The sequence below is a fragment of the Halorubrum distributum JCM 13561 genome, assembly GCF_000337395.1.
In the GTDB taxonomy this organism is placed as follows: Archaea; Halobacteriota; Halobacteria; order Halobacteriales; family Haloferacaceae; genus Halorubrum; species Halorubrum distributum.
On sequence record NZ_AOJF01000057.1, the window covers coordinates 192,284 to 207,889 of the forward strand.

General features: G+C 58.0%; 16 protein-coding genes. 11 read left to right on the forward strand and 5 right to left on the reverse strand.

All coding sequences use genetic code 11. The features are described from left to right. The first annotated feature begins 85 nt into the window (after window positions 1-85). The 4 genes from C470_RS14330 (at window position 86) to C470_RS16330 (ending at window position 4,002) form a co-directional block, all read left to right on the forward strand. Window positions 86-691, forward strand: a complete 606-nt coding sequence (locus C470_RS14330; RefSeq protein WP_008368157.1) for a hypothetical protein — start codon at window positions 86-88, stop codon at window positions 689-691. Between the two features lie 290 nt (window positions 692-981). Further along, on the forward strand, window positions 982-1,557 hold the full coding sequence (locus tag C470_RS14335) for a hypothetical protein (protein WP_008368159.1): 576 nt from the start codon (window positions 982-984) through the stop codon (window positions 1,555-1,557). A gap of 37 nt (window positions 1,558-1,594) precedes the next feature. Next, the gene (locus tag C470_RS14340) at window positions 1,595-2,308 is read left to right on the forward strand and encodes a hypothetical protein (protein WP_008368161.1); all 714 of its coding nucleotides are present in this window, start codon (window positions 1,595-1,597) and stop codon (window positions 2,306-2,308) included. A 566-nt stretch (window positions 2,309-2,874) separates the two neighbouring features. After that, window positions 2,875-4,002 (forward strand): hypothetical protein, encoded by a 1,128-nt coding sequence (locus tag C470_RS16330; RefSeq protein WP_239638590.1) that lies wholly within the window; start codon window positions 2,875-2,877, stop codon window positions 4,000-4,002. A 156-nt stretch (window positions 4,003-4,158) separates the two neighbouring features. Here the strand turns inward: C470_RS16330 and C470_RS14350 are convergent, their stop codons facing one another. The 3 genes from C470_RS14350 to C470_RS15855 all read right to left on the reverse strand — a co-directional run bounded on the left by C470_RS14350 (window position 4,159) and on the right by C470_RS15855 (window position 6,431). Next, window positions 4,159-4,665, reverse strand: coding sequence for a hypothetical protein (locus C470_RS14350; protein WP_008368165.1), 507 nt, complete (start codon window positions 4,663-4,665; stop codon window positions 4,159-4,161). 146 nt (window positions 4,666-4,811) lie between these two features. Then, entirely contained in the window at window positions 4,812-5,084 is a 273-nt protein-coding gene (locus tag C470_RS14355) for a hypothetical protein (RefSeq protein ID WP_008368167.1), read from the reverse strand. 297 nt (window positions 5,085-5,381) lie between these two features. Further along, window positions 5,382-6,431, reverse strand: coding sequence for a hypothetical protein (locus tag C470_RS15855; RefSeq protein WP_152418687.1), 1,050 nt, complete (start codon window positions 6,429-6,431; stop codon window positions 5,382-5,384). Between the two features lie 424 nt (window positions 6,432-6,855). Here C470_RS15855 and C470_RS14360 point away from each other — a divergent pair, with 424 nt between their 5' ends. Continuing rightward, window positions 6,856-7,185: a hypothetical protein gene (locus C470_RS14360; protein WP_008368169.1), complete on the forward strand. Its 330-nt coding sequence runs from the start codon at window positions 6,856-6,858 to the stop codon at window positions 7,183-7,185. A gap of 150 nt (window positions 7,186-7,335) precedes the next feature. On the opposite strand, the gene C470_RS14365 is transcribed toward C470_RS14360, so the two are convergent. After that, a complete protein-coding gene (locus C470_RS14365) occupies window positions 7,336-8,193 on the reverse strand; it encodes a CBS domain-containing protein (RefSeq protein ID WP_008368171.1) in 858 nt (285 codons plus the stop codon). A gap of 119 nt (window positions 8,194-8,312) precedes the next feature. On the opposite strand from C470_RS14365, the gene C470_RS14370 reads away from it, so the two are divergent. The 5 genes from C470_RS14370 (at window position 8,313) to C470_RS14390 (ending at window position 11,695) form a co-directional block, all read left to right on the forward strand. Beyond that, window positions 8,313-8,669 (forward strand): hypothetical protein, encoded by a 357-nt coding sequence (locus C470_RS14370; RefSeq protein ID WP_008368173.1) that lies wholly within the window; start codon window positions 8,313-8,315, stop codon window positions 8,667-8,669. Between the two features lie 11 nt (window positions 8,670-8,680). Continuing rightward, on the forward strand, window positions 8,681-8,950 hold the full coding sequence (locus tag C470_RS14375; protein ID WP_008368175.1) for a hypothetical protein: 270 nt from the start codon (window positions 8,681-8,683) through the stop codon (window positions 8,948-8,950). A gap of 42 nt (window positions 8,951-8,992) precedes the next feature. Then, window positions 8,993-9,898, forward strand: a complete 906-nt coding sequence (locus tag C470_RS14380; RefSeq protein WP_049908768.1) for an ADP-ribosylglycohydrolase family protein — start codon at window positions 8,993-8,995, stop codon at window positions 9,896-9,898. 160 nt (window positions 9,899-10,058) lie between these two features. Beyond that, window positions 10,059-10,892, forward strand: coding sequence for a type IV toxin-antitoxin system AbiEi family antitoxin domain-containing protein (locus tag C470_RS14385; protein ID WP_008368178.1), 834 nt, complete (start codon window positions 10,059-10,061; stop codon window positions 10,890-10,892). Then, on the forward strand, window positions 10,889-11,695 hold the full coding sequence (locus C470_RS14390) for a nucleotidyl transferase AbiEii/AbiGii toxin family protein (RefSeq protein ID WP_008368181.1): 807 nt from the start codon (window positions 10,889-10,891) through the stop codon (window positions 11,693-11,695). Before C470_RS14385 ends, C470_RS14390 begins: the two co-directional genes overlap by 4 nt. A 458-nt stretch (window positions 11,696-12,153) precedes the next feature. Here C470_RS14390 and C470_RS14395 read toward each other — a convergent pair whose 3' ends face one another. Beyond that, a complete protein-coding gene (locus C470_RS14395) occupies window positions 12,154-14,496 on the reverse strand; it encodes an Eco57I restriction-modification methylase domain-containing protein (protein WP_082226700.1) in 2,343 nt (780 codons plus the stop codon). Window positions 14,497-14,942: 446 nt separating this feature from the next. Between C470_RS14395 and C470_RS15860 the strand changes: the two genes are divergently transcribed. Continuing rightward, a complete protein-coding gene (locus C470_RS15860) occupies window positions 14,943-15,443 on the forward strand; it encodes a hypothetical protein (protein ID WP_152418688.1) in 501 nt (166 codons plus the stop codon). Window positions 15,444-15,606: the final 163 nt, after the last annotated feature.

Below are 15,606 nucleotides of genomic sequence, written 5' to 3' on the forward strand. Positions count from 1 at the left end.
CGGGTACATAACGTTCACCTCTCACCGATGTCTTTGGACCGCCCCTGACGCGCTCGCACTCGCTGCCGACGGTGACACCGACACCGTGTACACCGACAACGTCATCAACGCCATCTCTGGTGGGCGGCGTGGTGCTATTCTGTTGAACCTCGTCGACGACCAGCCGAACGGCGACTCACTTACGCACCTCGGCGCAGAAGTCGTCCGCTTCGCCCGCGACCAGCACGGCACTGTCACGGCTGCGCTCGCCGAGTTCGACACGTGGACAGGCAGATCAACGAGGTTCACAGAGCTCGCTCCACAATGGGCACAACTCGCCCGCTCCGTCGCCATCCAATACGAGCCCACGCAGCTCATCATCACCGCGCTCGAACGGATCCACCAGAACGGGACCCGTGACGCAACGCTCGCCGACGTCGCACTCGAAGCCACACACATCAACCAGCCACTTGCCGTCGAAGTATTCTTCACCCAGCACCGCCGCGATGACGTTCTCACCGCAGACGGCGACATTTACCAGTCCGTACTCACTGATCCGACGATCTACAAATCCGGGATCCACTTCCAATTCAAATACCAACTCTACCATCTTGGAATTCTGACTACTGGTGGTACCGACGACAAAAGCGACGTGCTGAGCAACACATGGCGGTTAGAGCAAGTGATTGGTGGCGCATCTGAACTGTACTGACTCACGAGAGTATTCCAAATATAGAGATGCTCGACTTCATTGAAATTCTCAGTAAGTAACACGAGTACGTTGATTAACTCAACTACGCGGGATTGCTCCTAGACGCAATCAATGAGCTTGAATCAACAGAGACAGGTAACTCCACCGCCGATCTTCAACGTTTAACGAGAATATTGTATCACTCCGAGCTGATAACGTTTTGAATCTCTTGTTCGATTATAGATATTATCTCATCTTGATCGGATTCTTGCTTTTGATTTCCCTGCTCAGACACAGTAGTCGGGTTCGCAGTGCCGCTCGGAGTCCGCGTGTTCGTGAACACGAGTGACCGCACCGCTCCTGATATCGGTGAGGTCGGCGGGGACGTGGTCGTGAAGACGTCGACGCACGCGTCGGAGCACGGGTTGTTGACGGCCGTCTCTGGGTTCGTTGAGGAGCGGTTCCGGGACGCGGATGTGCTGCTTGTCGCGTACAACGGGGAGCGGTGGCGCGGCGGGTTCGACCTCCCGTTTCTCCGTACGCGGTTCGCGCGCCTCGACATCCCGTGGCCGTTCACCGACGTGCCGTACGCGGACGTGCTGCCGCTCGTCACGAAGCGGTTCAACACGACCGTTGACGGTGACGAGCACGGCGACCTCGACGGCGCGTACGACGTGCTGTGCGACGGGACGTACGGCGAGCTTGACCCGTTCGCGGAGAGCAGCGAGGCGGTGACGGCGTTCGAGAACGGGGAGTTCGCGGCGCTCGCGTCGCATAACGTGGCGGACGTGCTGCGGACGCGTGATCTGGGGCGGCTCGCGGAACAGTACTGCTCGAAATCAGAGTTCAACGTGAAATCGCTAACACCGACACGGAGCACCCAATGACACGACAATCGACGCGACGCTCGGCAGGTGATGGACAGTGAGTACGGACGACTTCCCCGATGACGTTGATGGGTTCCGAACGGCGGGGAAAGAGTCGTGGGAGCACTTGTGGCCGAAATTAGAGTTGGAGCGTCGTCGCCGCACACAAACCGAGCCGTTCTTCCACGGTGAGTATCGGTTCGAGAGGAAAGTCGCTGACCGCGTCCCGGACTGTGCGGTCATCGGAGGTGACGTGAACCGGTGGATTGAGTTTGTCGCCGGGTCCGACCAACCGTACCGGGAGAAGACACGGGAAGCGCTGCGCTTGGGGTTCGTCATCCACTGGGTGTTTCACACTGACCACGCCGAGCAGAAAGGGACGGCGCGTGACGCGTTAACCCCGGAGCTCCACGGCCCGTTCTCGTTCGGTGAGTACAACCCGGACACGGGCTCGTTGAACGTCGGTGACCCGGTGACGTTCAAGAATTACAGGTTCCCGGTTGAATCAATGGAAGAGTTCGAACCGCGGGAGCTTCTCGGGTATCGACGCGGCATGGCCCGGATCGACCGGGTTGACTACGGGTACGATCTCGGCATGTTCGCCGTTGCCGGCGTCCAGCGTCGTATATTAGCGTACGGGACGGAGTTCTGCGCAGTAGCACCAGGTCAATCAAGCGCCGACGCGACCTGGGGATTCCCGACACGAGACGGACTCGAACGACTCATCGAAACGAACAACCTCACACGACTCGGGCCGGTGCGGCGAGACTGAGCAGACGACTAGGGAGCTGGTTCGACAAAGGGATTCGAGAGCCTATCTAGATTCCAGGAAATCACAGCGAAAGCTCGGAGCCCCAGTCAGCGACTACTACGATAGTCTGGCTCTGGTGAAATACTCACTCGTCGATATGTTCTCGATGTCCTGCTGAATACAGGGCGCGAGTCAGTCTCTAAATATCCTGTTAACAAGTAACAAATATAAGAAAACTTATGATAGTGTGTACCTTCTACTGTTTGATTATGTATTCAGAGAGACGCAACAACCTCCGAAATACTGTGCCACGTACGACCGTCAGCCGTCGGTCACTACTCGCAGCGAGCGGGGTTATTGTAGTTGGGGGACTCGCTGGCTGTCTGAATCAAGTTGTGTCGTCAGTGACGGACACGGGCTCGTCGCCTGCGGCAGTGTTCGCAGGGACAGACTGGAATGATGATGACACGGAAGTCACGTTCATGATGGCTCCGGAGAGTCCGCACGTGAGTCGGTTGGCTCCGACGGTGTCTGGCGGGCAGCTTGGGGATGTCGAGTTGGAGGGGTGGGTTACGTCTTCTGCGGTGATGGCTCAGGACTACAATTCGTCGCGGAGCAACAAGCGGAAGACGCGGGCGGGTGATACGGATTCAGATTCGGATGGGGATGGTGTCGGTGACGGTTCTGAGGAGGACGCTGACCTCGTCGCGTATCTGGGTGGTGAACCGATTGTTGCTGAGCGGTTCTCGGTGTGTTTGCCTGACGCGGAGGTTCCGGGTGGGAATGGGAGTCTCCGTGAGGAGGTGACGCCGGAGCGGCTCATCGCGTATCTGACGGGCGAGTCAGATGGTGAGGGTAAGGTGTACTCGTGGGGGAAGTCGGAGTATGCTGCTGGTTCGGATGGTGGTGGTGATTGTGATGATACTGACTCGTCCGCTCATCCGGGGGCGGTGTGCGGGACGACGCCTCACTTCGTTTCGGAGATGACGGGGCCTGTGGCGACGGGTGGGCGTCTTGAGGTCGTTCGAGGTGGTGACGGGACGGTGACGGTCGTCAATTCGCCACCGACGGCGGAAGACAAGTCTGCGAAGGTGTGTGCTGCGACGGATGATGACCCGTGTGGTCCGGGTGTCTGGGCTCGTACAACGGAGTCTGGGTCTGGGTTGGGTGTGTTGGTGTATCAGGTGCTGGTGCAGCCGCCGCAGTGTCCGCGTCCGTTCCCGGCGTTGTTGTACGTCCAGCGGTGTGAGAGCAACGACCAACTCGTGTACACGGGTGGATGGGTCATCGACGACGCCGCGCTGTACGAGGATTCGGTGACAGTGTTGTCGATGGCCGGTCCGACGGAGGTGGTTGGTATCGAGTGCTGTTTCGATTACTCGGCTGACGCTGATGGTGACGGGTTTGGTGACTTGGTGAAACGGTCGGTGTCTGGTGAGCGTGCTCGGCGGGGGGCGCGGTTGGATTCCGAGACGGTAGCGGAGTTGGTCGAGACGGGTGTGCTTTCGGAGTCGGGGGGTGTCGACTACACTCTTCGGAAGCGACCGGGACGAGAGGCCGGGGATGAGGTCACGTTAGAGGTGACGGGCGACGAATACGGGTTCGTGACGCACGTGGCGGTGGATGCGCCAGTGTTGCACTTGGTGAACGCTGCGAGTGTGTTAGAGGAAGTGAAATTCAAGGCGGGGGCTGAACTGTCGAAGAGCGTGAACTGATTATCCGTGTGGCACCACGGTACTCCCGGTGACGACCTGAGTTCTCGAACGGTATCTCTGTGCTCAATCCATCCTCTGTATCTCGCACGCCGACCCTATCAGTTCCTAAGGATTTGGACGACAGTCGGATGTTTTGCGGAGTACAGCGTTCGTTCCTCACTCGGTCGGGTATTCCCAGACGAACAGCGGAAGTGAGAAATCGAAGTATTGTTCCAAAACGACTTGGACGTCATTTTCGGTTCGTCCGAGGGTGGGGAAGTTGACGTACGACGGGATTAGCAGTACGCCTGCGTCGGCGGTGCGACCGGCCGGTAATACGGTGGGGTCGCGGTGAGCGATCTCCATTTTCATGAGGTGCCAGTTCGCGCGCATTTGCTCGCCGCTCTCGTGTTCGACGACGACTCCGTCTTTGTACGCATCGAAGCTCGCTCGGCGAGAGATCACGTCGTCGTCGGTGGTCGTCTCGAATTTGACCGAGGCTTCTTGTTCCCAGTCGAGCGGGGCAAGTAGCTCACGTCGCTCGCTCAGATTCTGGTTCCCTCCTCCGTGGTCGATGTACGCCTCCGCAATCGCCGGAAGCTCTTCTTTCAAGCCTTTGTCCTCGACGATGTCTCGCCCCCCGTTGAACGACCATGTGTCCGGTCGCCGAATCTCAGGCCTCATTGACCGGCTGGACTCGTTACAGAGCCTTACGAGTTGAGGTTATCCCACGCTCTCCAGGCTTGCGCGGCTCATCCGTTGTTCTCGCGCGGCGTGCCTGAAGAGGACGGAGAGATTCGCAGACTGATCGAGGCGCGGCCCGCTAACGATCACTCACCGTCGTCAGTTGGTTCGACATCACCCGGGTATGGTTGCTTCCCTGCGTTCGGATCGGGTTCGTCGATGATATCCATGTCATCCTCGTCAGGGTGTCCCTGTGTCGTCTCCTCGATATTATCCGGGTACGGTTCCTTCCCCGCGTCCGGGTCAGGCTTGTCAATAATGTCCATATCCTCGTCCTCAGGGTGGCCTTGCGTCGTCTCTCCGATATCATCCGGGTCCGGTCGCTCCCCCGTGTTCGGGGCGTCGTCGTTGCTTGGCATGTCTGGTAGGTGGGAGCGGTCAAGTAAATCTGTGGCCCCAGCTGGCACACAAGATGATATTATCGACGCCGCGGAACGCGGTGTCTTCGGACCAGTCGGCGTCATAGAACTCAATGGCTCTGTTGAAATCCTCAACCGATGATCTGTTCTTGGAACCGTGTTGAATACAGAGCGCGAATGTCGCACCGCGGTAGCTGTATCAGGGACAACTTAATTCGCTCAGTACAGAGGGCCCATACAGCATTCGAAACAGGGTTTCACGTCAGTTCGCACGAAGCAGCCAGTTAGCGGCGAGACTTACGCATCGCTATTGGGATCAGGCGGATCACTAGTGATGTCGAATGATCCCGTCTCTACTGTCTCATCAACGTCCCCTTCAATAGTCATCTCGTATGAGATATCTCTGACCGGATCTTCAATGGGAAGATCCATTCCACTGAGCCGGACACTCACTGAAGCGTAATTAGTGCCGGGATCTGGATCCAATTTGATCGAAATTGTCCCTTCATCAATTGATAGGCTGTCAAGAGTTGCACCTACCACCCTCGATTCATTCGATGGACCCCTTTTGTTCAATGGCTCGATTACTGACTCTCCAATTGTTCCGTATTTATTAAGTACTGAGATGTCTATCTCGATTACGACCTCGTCAGCTTCTGGGGTCAGCCACTCGATATCAAGATTCTGGTGGCCCCCACGGTAGGCATTGATTGGGCTTGGGCACAATGTTGGTAAGAGCAACTGAGGGTCTACAAGTGTGAACTCTCCGTCCGTAGAACGGGTGAACCCGCACTTGCTCCCGCTTTGAGGACCGCCGAAAGTACCATTGGTGATTTCAACATGGTCCTCAGGGGATTGAACATCATACTGGATTTCAGTCACTGGTTCGATATTTGTGAACTGATAGCCCGTCAGCTTCAACGCGATCGGGTCTGTTTCCGACACGTCTTCCGACGTTAGTATCAAAAGCTCAATTACTCCGTCGGTGATGTCTACGCTATCGACATTATTATTGTAGGCATCCGAAGGTCCTAATCCGTATTTCCCTTGCGTGGTTTCTACAGAGAGGTCTTCGATGTTTACTCCATACTGCTCTAACGTGGAAACGTCTATCCTGATGTGATGCTCCTGATTCTCATCAGGTAGTTGCCTTCCCATCAGGTTGCTGGGATGTATGAATACCTCGAAGAGCTGTTCGGTATCGAAGCCAACTCTGATATTCTCCGCGACAACGCTCACATCAACCCACGGCTTATCCTCATTTTCTCTTAGTGGGAAGTTCAGACAGCCAGAACTGGCCGTAGTAAGAGAGATACATCCTGTAGCGATGAGATCTCGACGTTTCATGCCGAACCGGTGTCAACAGATATGTATAGGCTTTCTGTGAGTCTATTGCTCAGTATTCTCATTTAGGTCGTAGTGCCTCGGATTGGTGGGATTCTAGCCGGTCAATTCGCAGGCTCGTTCTCACGGCTGATTCACGGTATCCTACTCGGAATTAATGGAGTTGAATCGCTGTATCCAATCTCTGTATCTCGCACGGAGGTTGTGTCAGTCCCAGAGGGTGTCAACGGAAACAGACCGTCGGAGGGGGCGGATCACGCTTACGCCGTCGCCGCTTCGATGGCGTTCTCTATGTCGGCTGCGATGTAATGAATGACTTGACCTGTGGTGAGAGGTAGGGGGCTGTTGTGTAGCGGGTGCGAGCAATCTCTCAGATATGCTACGTATTGCACAAGCTATACCCGGGTTTGCTACGCAGCGGTATCACATGACGACACTTCGGAGCCGGTTGTCGCAGCTCACCGAGCCTGACGCCGAAGCGGCTGAACAGACGCGTGACGCGCTGCTTTCTGAACTCGATCTTCCAGCGGACTGGACGGTAGCTGAAACGGACGTCGAAATCGCGCAGGACGGAACGGAAGACTGGTCTCTCGTGGCGTTCGAGCACCGGTCGGATCGGGAGAAGCGAGCGTCCGTCTTTCTGTTAGCGGACTCGCACGCGTTACAGGTCTACGTCGAAGCTGCTGATACCGATCACTGGAGCGAGCCGACGCGAGATGCCACGGAGATCTCGGCGACACTCCGCGGCCACGCGTGATCGACGTCGGACTCACAGTTGTGAACGCAACAGGGCAGTGACTAGCGAGGGATATGCGGACTGCCATACTGATTGACGGGTGAAGCTGGGAACGCAGCGTACTGAACGCACTTTCCGGTGCGGTCATTCTCTGGATTATCTCTGATGCCGTTACGGGTCCTTGTTATCGGGATGAGTCGGTTGGTCTGGCGCGGCCCGCGCGCCTGGATCGTACCCGGCGTCTTGGAGGTTCGAGAGGACGTCGTTGATGGTTTCGAGGGTGGTGTACAGGTTTTCCGTGGTGCGGCCGCTGGTGAGGAAGTCGGTGCTGTCCGTGTTTTCGACGAGGAGGTTGGCGTGCGCGACGTCGTTGCGGAGGTCGGTGATTTCGTGGAGGCGTGAGTCTGCGCTGCCTTTCGTGGTGAATCCGCAGGCCTCCCAGCAAGCTTCGACGTTGGTGACGATGGTTTCGAGCGTGGAGAACTGCGCGTAGTGGAGTTCTTCGAGTGCGACGTTGGCGGCTTGCGCGTCTTCGTGCCGGGCTTCGATGTCGTCGATTTCCTCTGGGGTGACGGGCGTGGTTTTCCAGTCCGGCTTCGTGTCGAGAACGAGTTCGCGGAGGTGTTCTTCGAGGTAGGTGATGCGGTCGAACAGGTATATGCGGGCCGGGGCGGTGTTCAGGTCGGCGCGGGTGAGGATTCCGGTGACGTGGTCGGGGCCGCCGAGGAAGTAGACGGGGGTTTCGATGAGTGCGGACAACACGGCCGTGAACGGGGTGTCGCCGCTGACCATGTAGCCGATGGTGAGTGAGGTGAGGTGGTCGGCGAGCGTGGTGCCGTCGTCGTCGGTCGTGACGTCGTTTTTGTGGATGAATCCGACAGGACCGTCGTCGGCGTACACGGGGGCTGCGTCGTACCCGTTGTCGGCGAGCCACGCAGCGGCGGTGCTCGGTGGCGTGTCGTGATCGAGGTGTTCGACGGAATGCGTGGCGAGCTCGGCCGCGGTACAGTCGTACAGGTCACGGGGCATGCGAGTGAGTGTGCCAGCCGCGGTTGTGAAATTAATGGAGCAGTTGCGTGATAACGACCAGTCGAGATACTCATTCACCGCAAGCTTGATGTTCAAAGAACATATATTACTACCTGATTATGCTCAAAGGGCATTTCTCATCGGCGGGGGCGAGTGTCGAGTACGGGGATGCGAAGTGTCTCTTCCCTGTTGGTGAGTTGGATGCGGCGGTGCTCCAGTATCGAGATGCCCAACTCGCGCTTGACGATGCCGACGGAGCGAGCGTTATCGTCGTCGCGCCGACGAGCCTCGCAACGAGTTACTACCTCACCCAGCACGCGCTGACCGCGATTCGCGTCGAGAGCCTCCCCGGCGCAGTCCGCAGAGAGATCGACGCCGCGATCGAGGCTCCGATCGGGGCGTTCGAACTCATTCAGATCGGGAAATGGAACAGTGACAGCCGGAACTACTCGCTCGCTGAATTCGCCGACGCCTGACCTGTAATCTAATGACCGAGTCACTCGCTGACGAGTACCCGGAAGCGGCCCCGTACATTCAGAAGGCCGTCGACGAGCACGGCGAAGACTGGGTGTTGGAGCACTACTACGAGCAACTCTACCCGCTCGGGCAAGTGATGGCGATGCCGGAAAAGGAGGAACTCCCGTTCTACGATGCGGACGAACACGATGCGATGACGGAAGCGGAACGGGTAGAGATGTATCAGGCGTGGGCGGAATACCGAGAGAATCTCCGCACGGGAACAAAGCCCGGCGAGTAACTGCCGCCCCACATTTTTCGCAGCGGTAGTCGTTGGTGACGTATGGACTCAGATCGAGCGCGGGGTGTGCTGCTCGGGTTGGCGTGCGGGGATGCGCTTGGCCGGCCGGTCGAATTCCAGTCGGCGTCCGCGATTCAACGAGAACACGGACGGCTCGACGGGATGGTCGGGCACGGCACGTGGAACCAGCCGCCGGGGACGATCACGGACGACACCGAACAGGCGCTGTGTATCGCGCGGAGTCTCGTCGAACGAGGCGAGTTCGACCCGGCGGACGTCGCTGAGCGGTTCGTCGCGTGGTACGAGACCGGTCCGTTCGACATCGGCGGGATGACGAGACGATCGCTCAACCGGCTCAAACGCGGTGACGCGTGGGACGAGGCAGGCCAGCGCGTGTGGGAGCAAAGCCGAGAGGGGCAGAACGCAGGGAACGGGAGCGTGATGCGGTGTGCGCCACTCGCCGTCCCGTACGCGACGGACTGGGATCGGCTCGCAGAGGTGAGCCGGCAGTCCTCGCGGATCACGCACACCGATCCGCGGTGTACCGACGGCTGCGCGGTCCTGAATCTCACACTCGCCGGGCTGCTTACAGACGCGGACGCGCCGTTACATGATGCGCTTGATTATGTTGGTTCAGACGCGCCTGACGAGCTTGCGGGAGCGCTTCAACCGCTCGCTCGTGGCGACTCACCCGACACGTTGGAAACATCTGGATACGTCGTACATTCCCTACAGACGGCGCTCCACGATGGACTATTCGCGGACAGTGCCGAGGAGGCGATCGTGACGGCGGTCAATCGCGGCGGAGATACAGATACGATTGGAGCGATTGCGGGTGCGGTCGCTGGTGCGCGGTTCGGGGCGTCACAGCTTCCGGACCGGTGGCTTGCTGCTCTCGATGCGACTGACGAACTCGAATCCCTAACAGAGCGACTTACCTCGGTATGAGATAGGTGACGGAAAGGGCACTCCCGTTTTGTGTCGGTGTCGAAGACAGATTTAGTGTCTATGTATTCTGAGCGGCTGTGGAGACAACTTTTTTCAAAATAACTCGTAACGACCAGTTTTATGCCGAGGCAGATTTAGACTCTATGTACACTGAGCGGCTATGAAGTCAACAAACGACGAAGAGACTCAACGGAAGAGCCTGTCGGCGCGTGAGTCGCGGGCACTGTCACGGCTCGCAAGCGAGAACCGGCAGGTCATCAGTATTAGTGACATCGCGGACGCGCTCGACATTCCGCGGAAGTCGGCCAAGGACATGGCGTATGCGCTCAAGGAGAAAGGGTGGCTTGAGCGGATCGCGCAGGGGAAATACCTGATTCTGCCGCTCGCTGCCGGTGAGAACGCCGTGTATACCGCACACGAGTTCGTGATTGCGTCAGCACTTGTGGAGCCGATGTACATTGGGTACTGGAGCGCGTTGAATCAACACGGGCTGACGGAGCAGATGTCCCGCACGGTGTACATCGTGACGACAGAGCGCGCTCAGGAGCGTGAAATCCACGGGGTCACGTACCGTCCGGTGACGATCACGGAGCAGAAGTTCTTCGGGTATCAACCGACTGCGGTCGGGTCGAACCAGGTGAATATGTCGAGTATCGAAAAGACGCTGGTCGATTGCGCCGACCACCCGGAGTTCTGCGGGGGTATCAGCGAGGTTGCGAAGGCGATGCAGAACGCTGTCGATACGCGCTGTTCGTGGGACCGTGTCGTCGAGTACCTGCGGCAGATTGGGAACGGTGCCGCAACGAAACGACTCGTGTATCTCGCCGATCAGTTGAACATCGATCTTCCGGAGTACCGGGACCTCGTCGAGAACTTCACGACCGGGTACCCGCTGCTCGACCCGACGAGAGAAGCGACGGGAACCCGGGACAGCACGTACCAACTCCGCCTAAATGTTGACCCCGAATCGTTCCTCCCCGGTGACTTCTCATGATTTCCGAAGCGCAACTCAGACGACTGGCCAGAGAGCTAGATGTTCGACTCGGCTACGCGGAGAAGAACTACGTCAATTCATGGGTTCTGTGGGCGATCTACACGAGTCCCTACGGTGACAACCTGCTGTTCAAGGGCGGCACGGCACTCAGCAAACTGTATTTCCCGGAGACGTGGCGCTACTCGGAAGACCTTGATTTTGGTGTCGAGGGAGCGTACCACGGGACCGAATCGGACTTACAAGACGCATTGGAAGACGCAACGAGAGCCTCCGGGGTCGAATTCGAGGTGACCAAACACCGCGAACTACAGAAAGAAGCGTATCCGACGCACTACGTTGATATCGATATCCAGTACGACGCTGTGCTCGGTCACAAGAACACGACGAGTCTGGACGTGATGATCGATGAATACGTGGCGTTCGCTTCGGTGGACCATCGTCACAGCTACGAGGATGTCCCTGAATTCGAAGTGACGGCGTACAGTCTGGAAGAAATCTTCGCGGAGAAGTTGCGAGCGCTGTATCAGCGGTCACAGGCGCGTGATTACTATGACTTGTATCGGATGCTTACGGAGGCTGACGTTGATGACTCGGTTATTCTTCCGGCATTCACGCAGAAGTGTACCCACGACGGGCTGGACATCGACCTTCGCAACGGGCTCCCTGAAGAGAAACGCGGTGAGATCCGGGACGGCTGGCAGAACACGCTTCCCGATTTGGTTGCAGACCTTCCTGCGTTCGACTCAGCCTATGACACGCTCGAAGACTACATCGATTCGCTAGTAGACGAAGAACAACGCTAATATTGGACGTAGTCGACGGCGCGATCGATTTGAGGCTGCGCTCCACCGGTGTTCGATTTTCTGCTTCGACGATCGGTGCGTACCCAACATTCCCGATGTGCGGTTCCGCGCCCGGACACGGAACGGAGTGTTTCCGGAATTGCTGGTGCGAGACTGAAACGGGAACCCACAGGACGAAAGCCCAACACGACCCGTATCTTCGGCCACTCTCTCAGATACCGAGTGACCACGTTCGGCGTTATTGACGACCTCAGTTACTGGTCCGGGCGTTCGGTAGTCGCTCGGTGATCGGACACGCGGTTTCAACGACACGCGAGATGGTCGTGCTGGCAGTCCCCGCTCCCGATTCACGAGCGGCCGGTCCCGCCTGTGTTCCCCGTCAGTGTCGATGAGTGCCGTTCCCTTCGTCTGCCTCACGCCCATCGAGAGTCGCTTCTAAATCGCTCCTGGACGTCCTGTCAGTTCGGCCGTGTCTGTTCGATGGCCCGCTGAACGAGCGCGCCGATGGTGTCGATGATCTGGTCGTGTGAATCGCTGTGCCGAGCGGTTTCACGCAGGGAGTCGAATGCGTCGGCGAGGCCCTGGACGATGTCTTCGGACACGTTGGACGGGTCGATGACCGGGAATTGTCGAACGGTCGTGACGCTGTGTTTCTCCATCCCTCCGGTGTGACTCTCACTGAACTGCGCTGCGACCTCTCCGAAGATGTCGCTGTTCAAGTACGCTAGCAGGGCTTTCCGTTCAACGCCCTCAAGGTTGATGTTGATCTCGAAGAAGCTGTTCGTCGTTCGCAGTCCAGCTTCATTCACAACAAATCGTGACTGGCCCTGTGCTGCGTTGTTGTAGATGACCGGTGCCGGGTCACGCCGGGTCGGCCGCCACCAGTGTTCCCGGTTCCGGCACGTGTAGTTGTCTCGCAAGTCGTACTCGCGGATGCTGTCGTACAAGTACTTGAAGGGGTTCTCGTGATCGCTTCCGGTGCCAGTGGTGACGTGCGTTTGACCACCGGCTGAGTCGGGAGTTGCTTGTCCGCTCGCGCTGTTCGTGGTGAGTGCTCCGGCTTCGTACTGGCGAACGAATTCGTCCATGGTCTCCGGGAGTTCGGGGAGTTTGCCCGGGTCGAGCAACCAGACTTCCTTGCCGGCATCGCGCGCGGCGATCCAATCGCTCTCTTGGAGTACGTACCCCGTTATGTCCGCTGGGCGGCGGGCGAGTCGTGACAGGTGCGAGGTGCTGATCCCATACGCTTCGACGGTGTCGTGCGAGAGACAGAACACATCGACACTGCCGGTTTGTGGAACTGATCGAACGGAGGCGAGACTCGACAGTTTCAGGAGGTGACTCACGTCTCGTTCGATCGGATCGAATCGCGCCTGCCAGTTCTCCGTTGCGGTGAGCGCCGACTGCTCGACAGTGTTGATCGTGCCCCAGTCGGTATCGTCCGTGGCTGTGCTGTACATCGACTTCTGGAGCGTAGAGTACCCCTTGTCATCGACGGTGATGAACTGCGTTTCATTCGCAGGGTCTGGGTCGCTACGAGCTTCGAGGAGCGTGAACACGGCCGTCGTGTTCGCAGCGGGGAACAGCGACTCTTCCTCCGGGTCTACCCTGATCAGCGCCTTGATATCGAACTGGTCCAACAGGAACTCTTTGAGTTCGTGCCCGTACTGTTTCTGTAACCAGGATTGCGGGGTGAGGAACGCGACTCGTGTCCCGTCGTCAACCAGCGTCTCCGCGTGAATCATGAAGTACACGTACAACGGCGAGTGCTTGCTCACGTCGGCACCTGCTTCCCGTCTGACCTGCTCACACCACCGTTGCTTGTCGTCACCGTCAAGCCGATCGTGGCTCGTGTACGGCGGGTTACTCACGATGGCATCAGGGGTCGCGGGAAGGTCCGCTCGCGTGGTGCCCAAGAAATCCGTTTCGAGCGTTGCGTGTGACTGGTTACTGAGCGTTAGCGTGGTCTCTGCGAGGAGAACTGAGAGCCGACTCCGGTCGATCCCGACGACGTGACGCGGTTCCCCGTGTAGACTCCAGGACGGGTGGAACGGCGCGGACAACGCTCCGGCTCCGACACCGACGTCGAGCATCGTCTCATCGTTGTTCGCTGCCCACGCACGGATGGCGCGTCCGGCCCACTGCGGCGTGCGGAACTGACTGAGGGTCTGCCGGGCGTCACTGTCGATGACCGCGGCGTACAACTTGCCGAGATCCGCCGACGGAACCGTTGACTCTCGAAGGTCGTGCCGCGCAGCTATTACGGGAGCGAGATCAGCCGCTCCCGCGAGCCACGCAACGTCGTCGAGCACACACCACCCTACCGCCGGACTCGTCTTTGACGACGCGTCCGCACGAAACGCTCGCTCCGCTTTTTCAGGAGTCAACTCCTCGTCGTGACAAGCGTCGAATAACGTTGCTCGAAGTAAGACCGCAAGCGCGGCTTGCGGCGCAATCACGGTCTCTACGGGATCCCCGTCAACCTCGCCGACACCGTGCGCATCGACCCACTCGCGGGTTCGGTCGCGTAAGTCGGCAGACGCGTTTGCGGTGAACGCCTCCGCGATCGATTCCGTCGCGTTCGTGAGCGTCTCTTCGAACGTTTCAACGTCGGCATGTACCTCAAGCGGCGGTATCAGGTCGTCCGAAATGTCTCCGTCGACGTCCGGCGGAGTCATACTGATCGGCGCGCGCGGGTCGGTATCTCCAACCGTCGAATCGATCTCTGCGGGTTCTGGAGACGCGTAGCACGTCGATGAATCGGTTCTCATGATCGTCAATCCCGGAATGCGGTCTGGCATTTGCCTAACTACTAATGTTGAACGTCCCTCTTTTGAACACTTGCCTTAGAGCTCTCACCGGGATACTAAGGGGAACCCCGGTACTGCGGCGGATCGGCCGTGAAAACACGTGTGTAACCTGATTTCTGGATTGCTCGGTCCGACCGAAGTACACCGCAAAAAATTGAACTCCGCAGCTTTACTCCCAGTAAATCCCGCTGTAACCCGCACATCTCGTCGTGAGGACCGACGGCCAGTCACCGAGTTTTACACATTTCATAGTCCAGCACTCATGACCTGACGAACACGTCTGCCACCGGAATCTCTCTCACCCGCTTCACCGCCATGTAACCTCTTCTTGTTCCACTGAACGAATACCCTGTTCGCTGAGAGACCCACCGGGGCGTGATACGTTCCCGGGAAACTGCCGTGTGTACTTTTGACGCCGCCGACAGATTAGAGAAGCAATGACTTCACCAACAGACCTGTTCGAATCCTTCTTGCTGAGTGATCGAGCGCAATCACGTTACCGTGAACGGAACGAGAAGCGCGATCAGGTGCGGAACGAACATCTCCTTCCGCTGCTGAACCAGTTTCTCAACGGCGAAATCACACTTGATGAATTCAAACCGCGTAATGACGGCCTCAACAAGCAACACCCGTACTGGGGGTTTGACGGGTTCAACGGGCAAATGCACTTCAACCAGATGTGGAACGCGACTCCCGATCAGGAGGATCTCGCTGCCCACCTGCGTGAGATTCTCCCCAAGCCCGAGTCAAGGGCCGAGGCTGCGGAGCGAATCAATGCGCACGCCGACCTGGCGCGAACCTACCGGGACAACAGCATCGACGCAGAGCCTCGTTACAAGCCTGCGATGTTCTTTCTCAGTTACTTCTGGCATCTACAAGCGCCGACCGAGTATCCCGTCTTCTACGTCACGACTGAACGCTACTTAGATGGAAGTTGAGACTACAGTGGATTTAGCGGGCCTGTGATGCGCGAATTTGACCGATTCGGTCAGCGGAAACTGCTCCAGATTACTCTCCAAGCGGCCATTCTTGTCAAACCTTCAACCGTATGGGCAAATTTTTCAGACGTCCAATAGTGTAGCCACTCAGACGGCGCGCTAA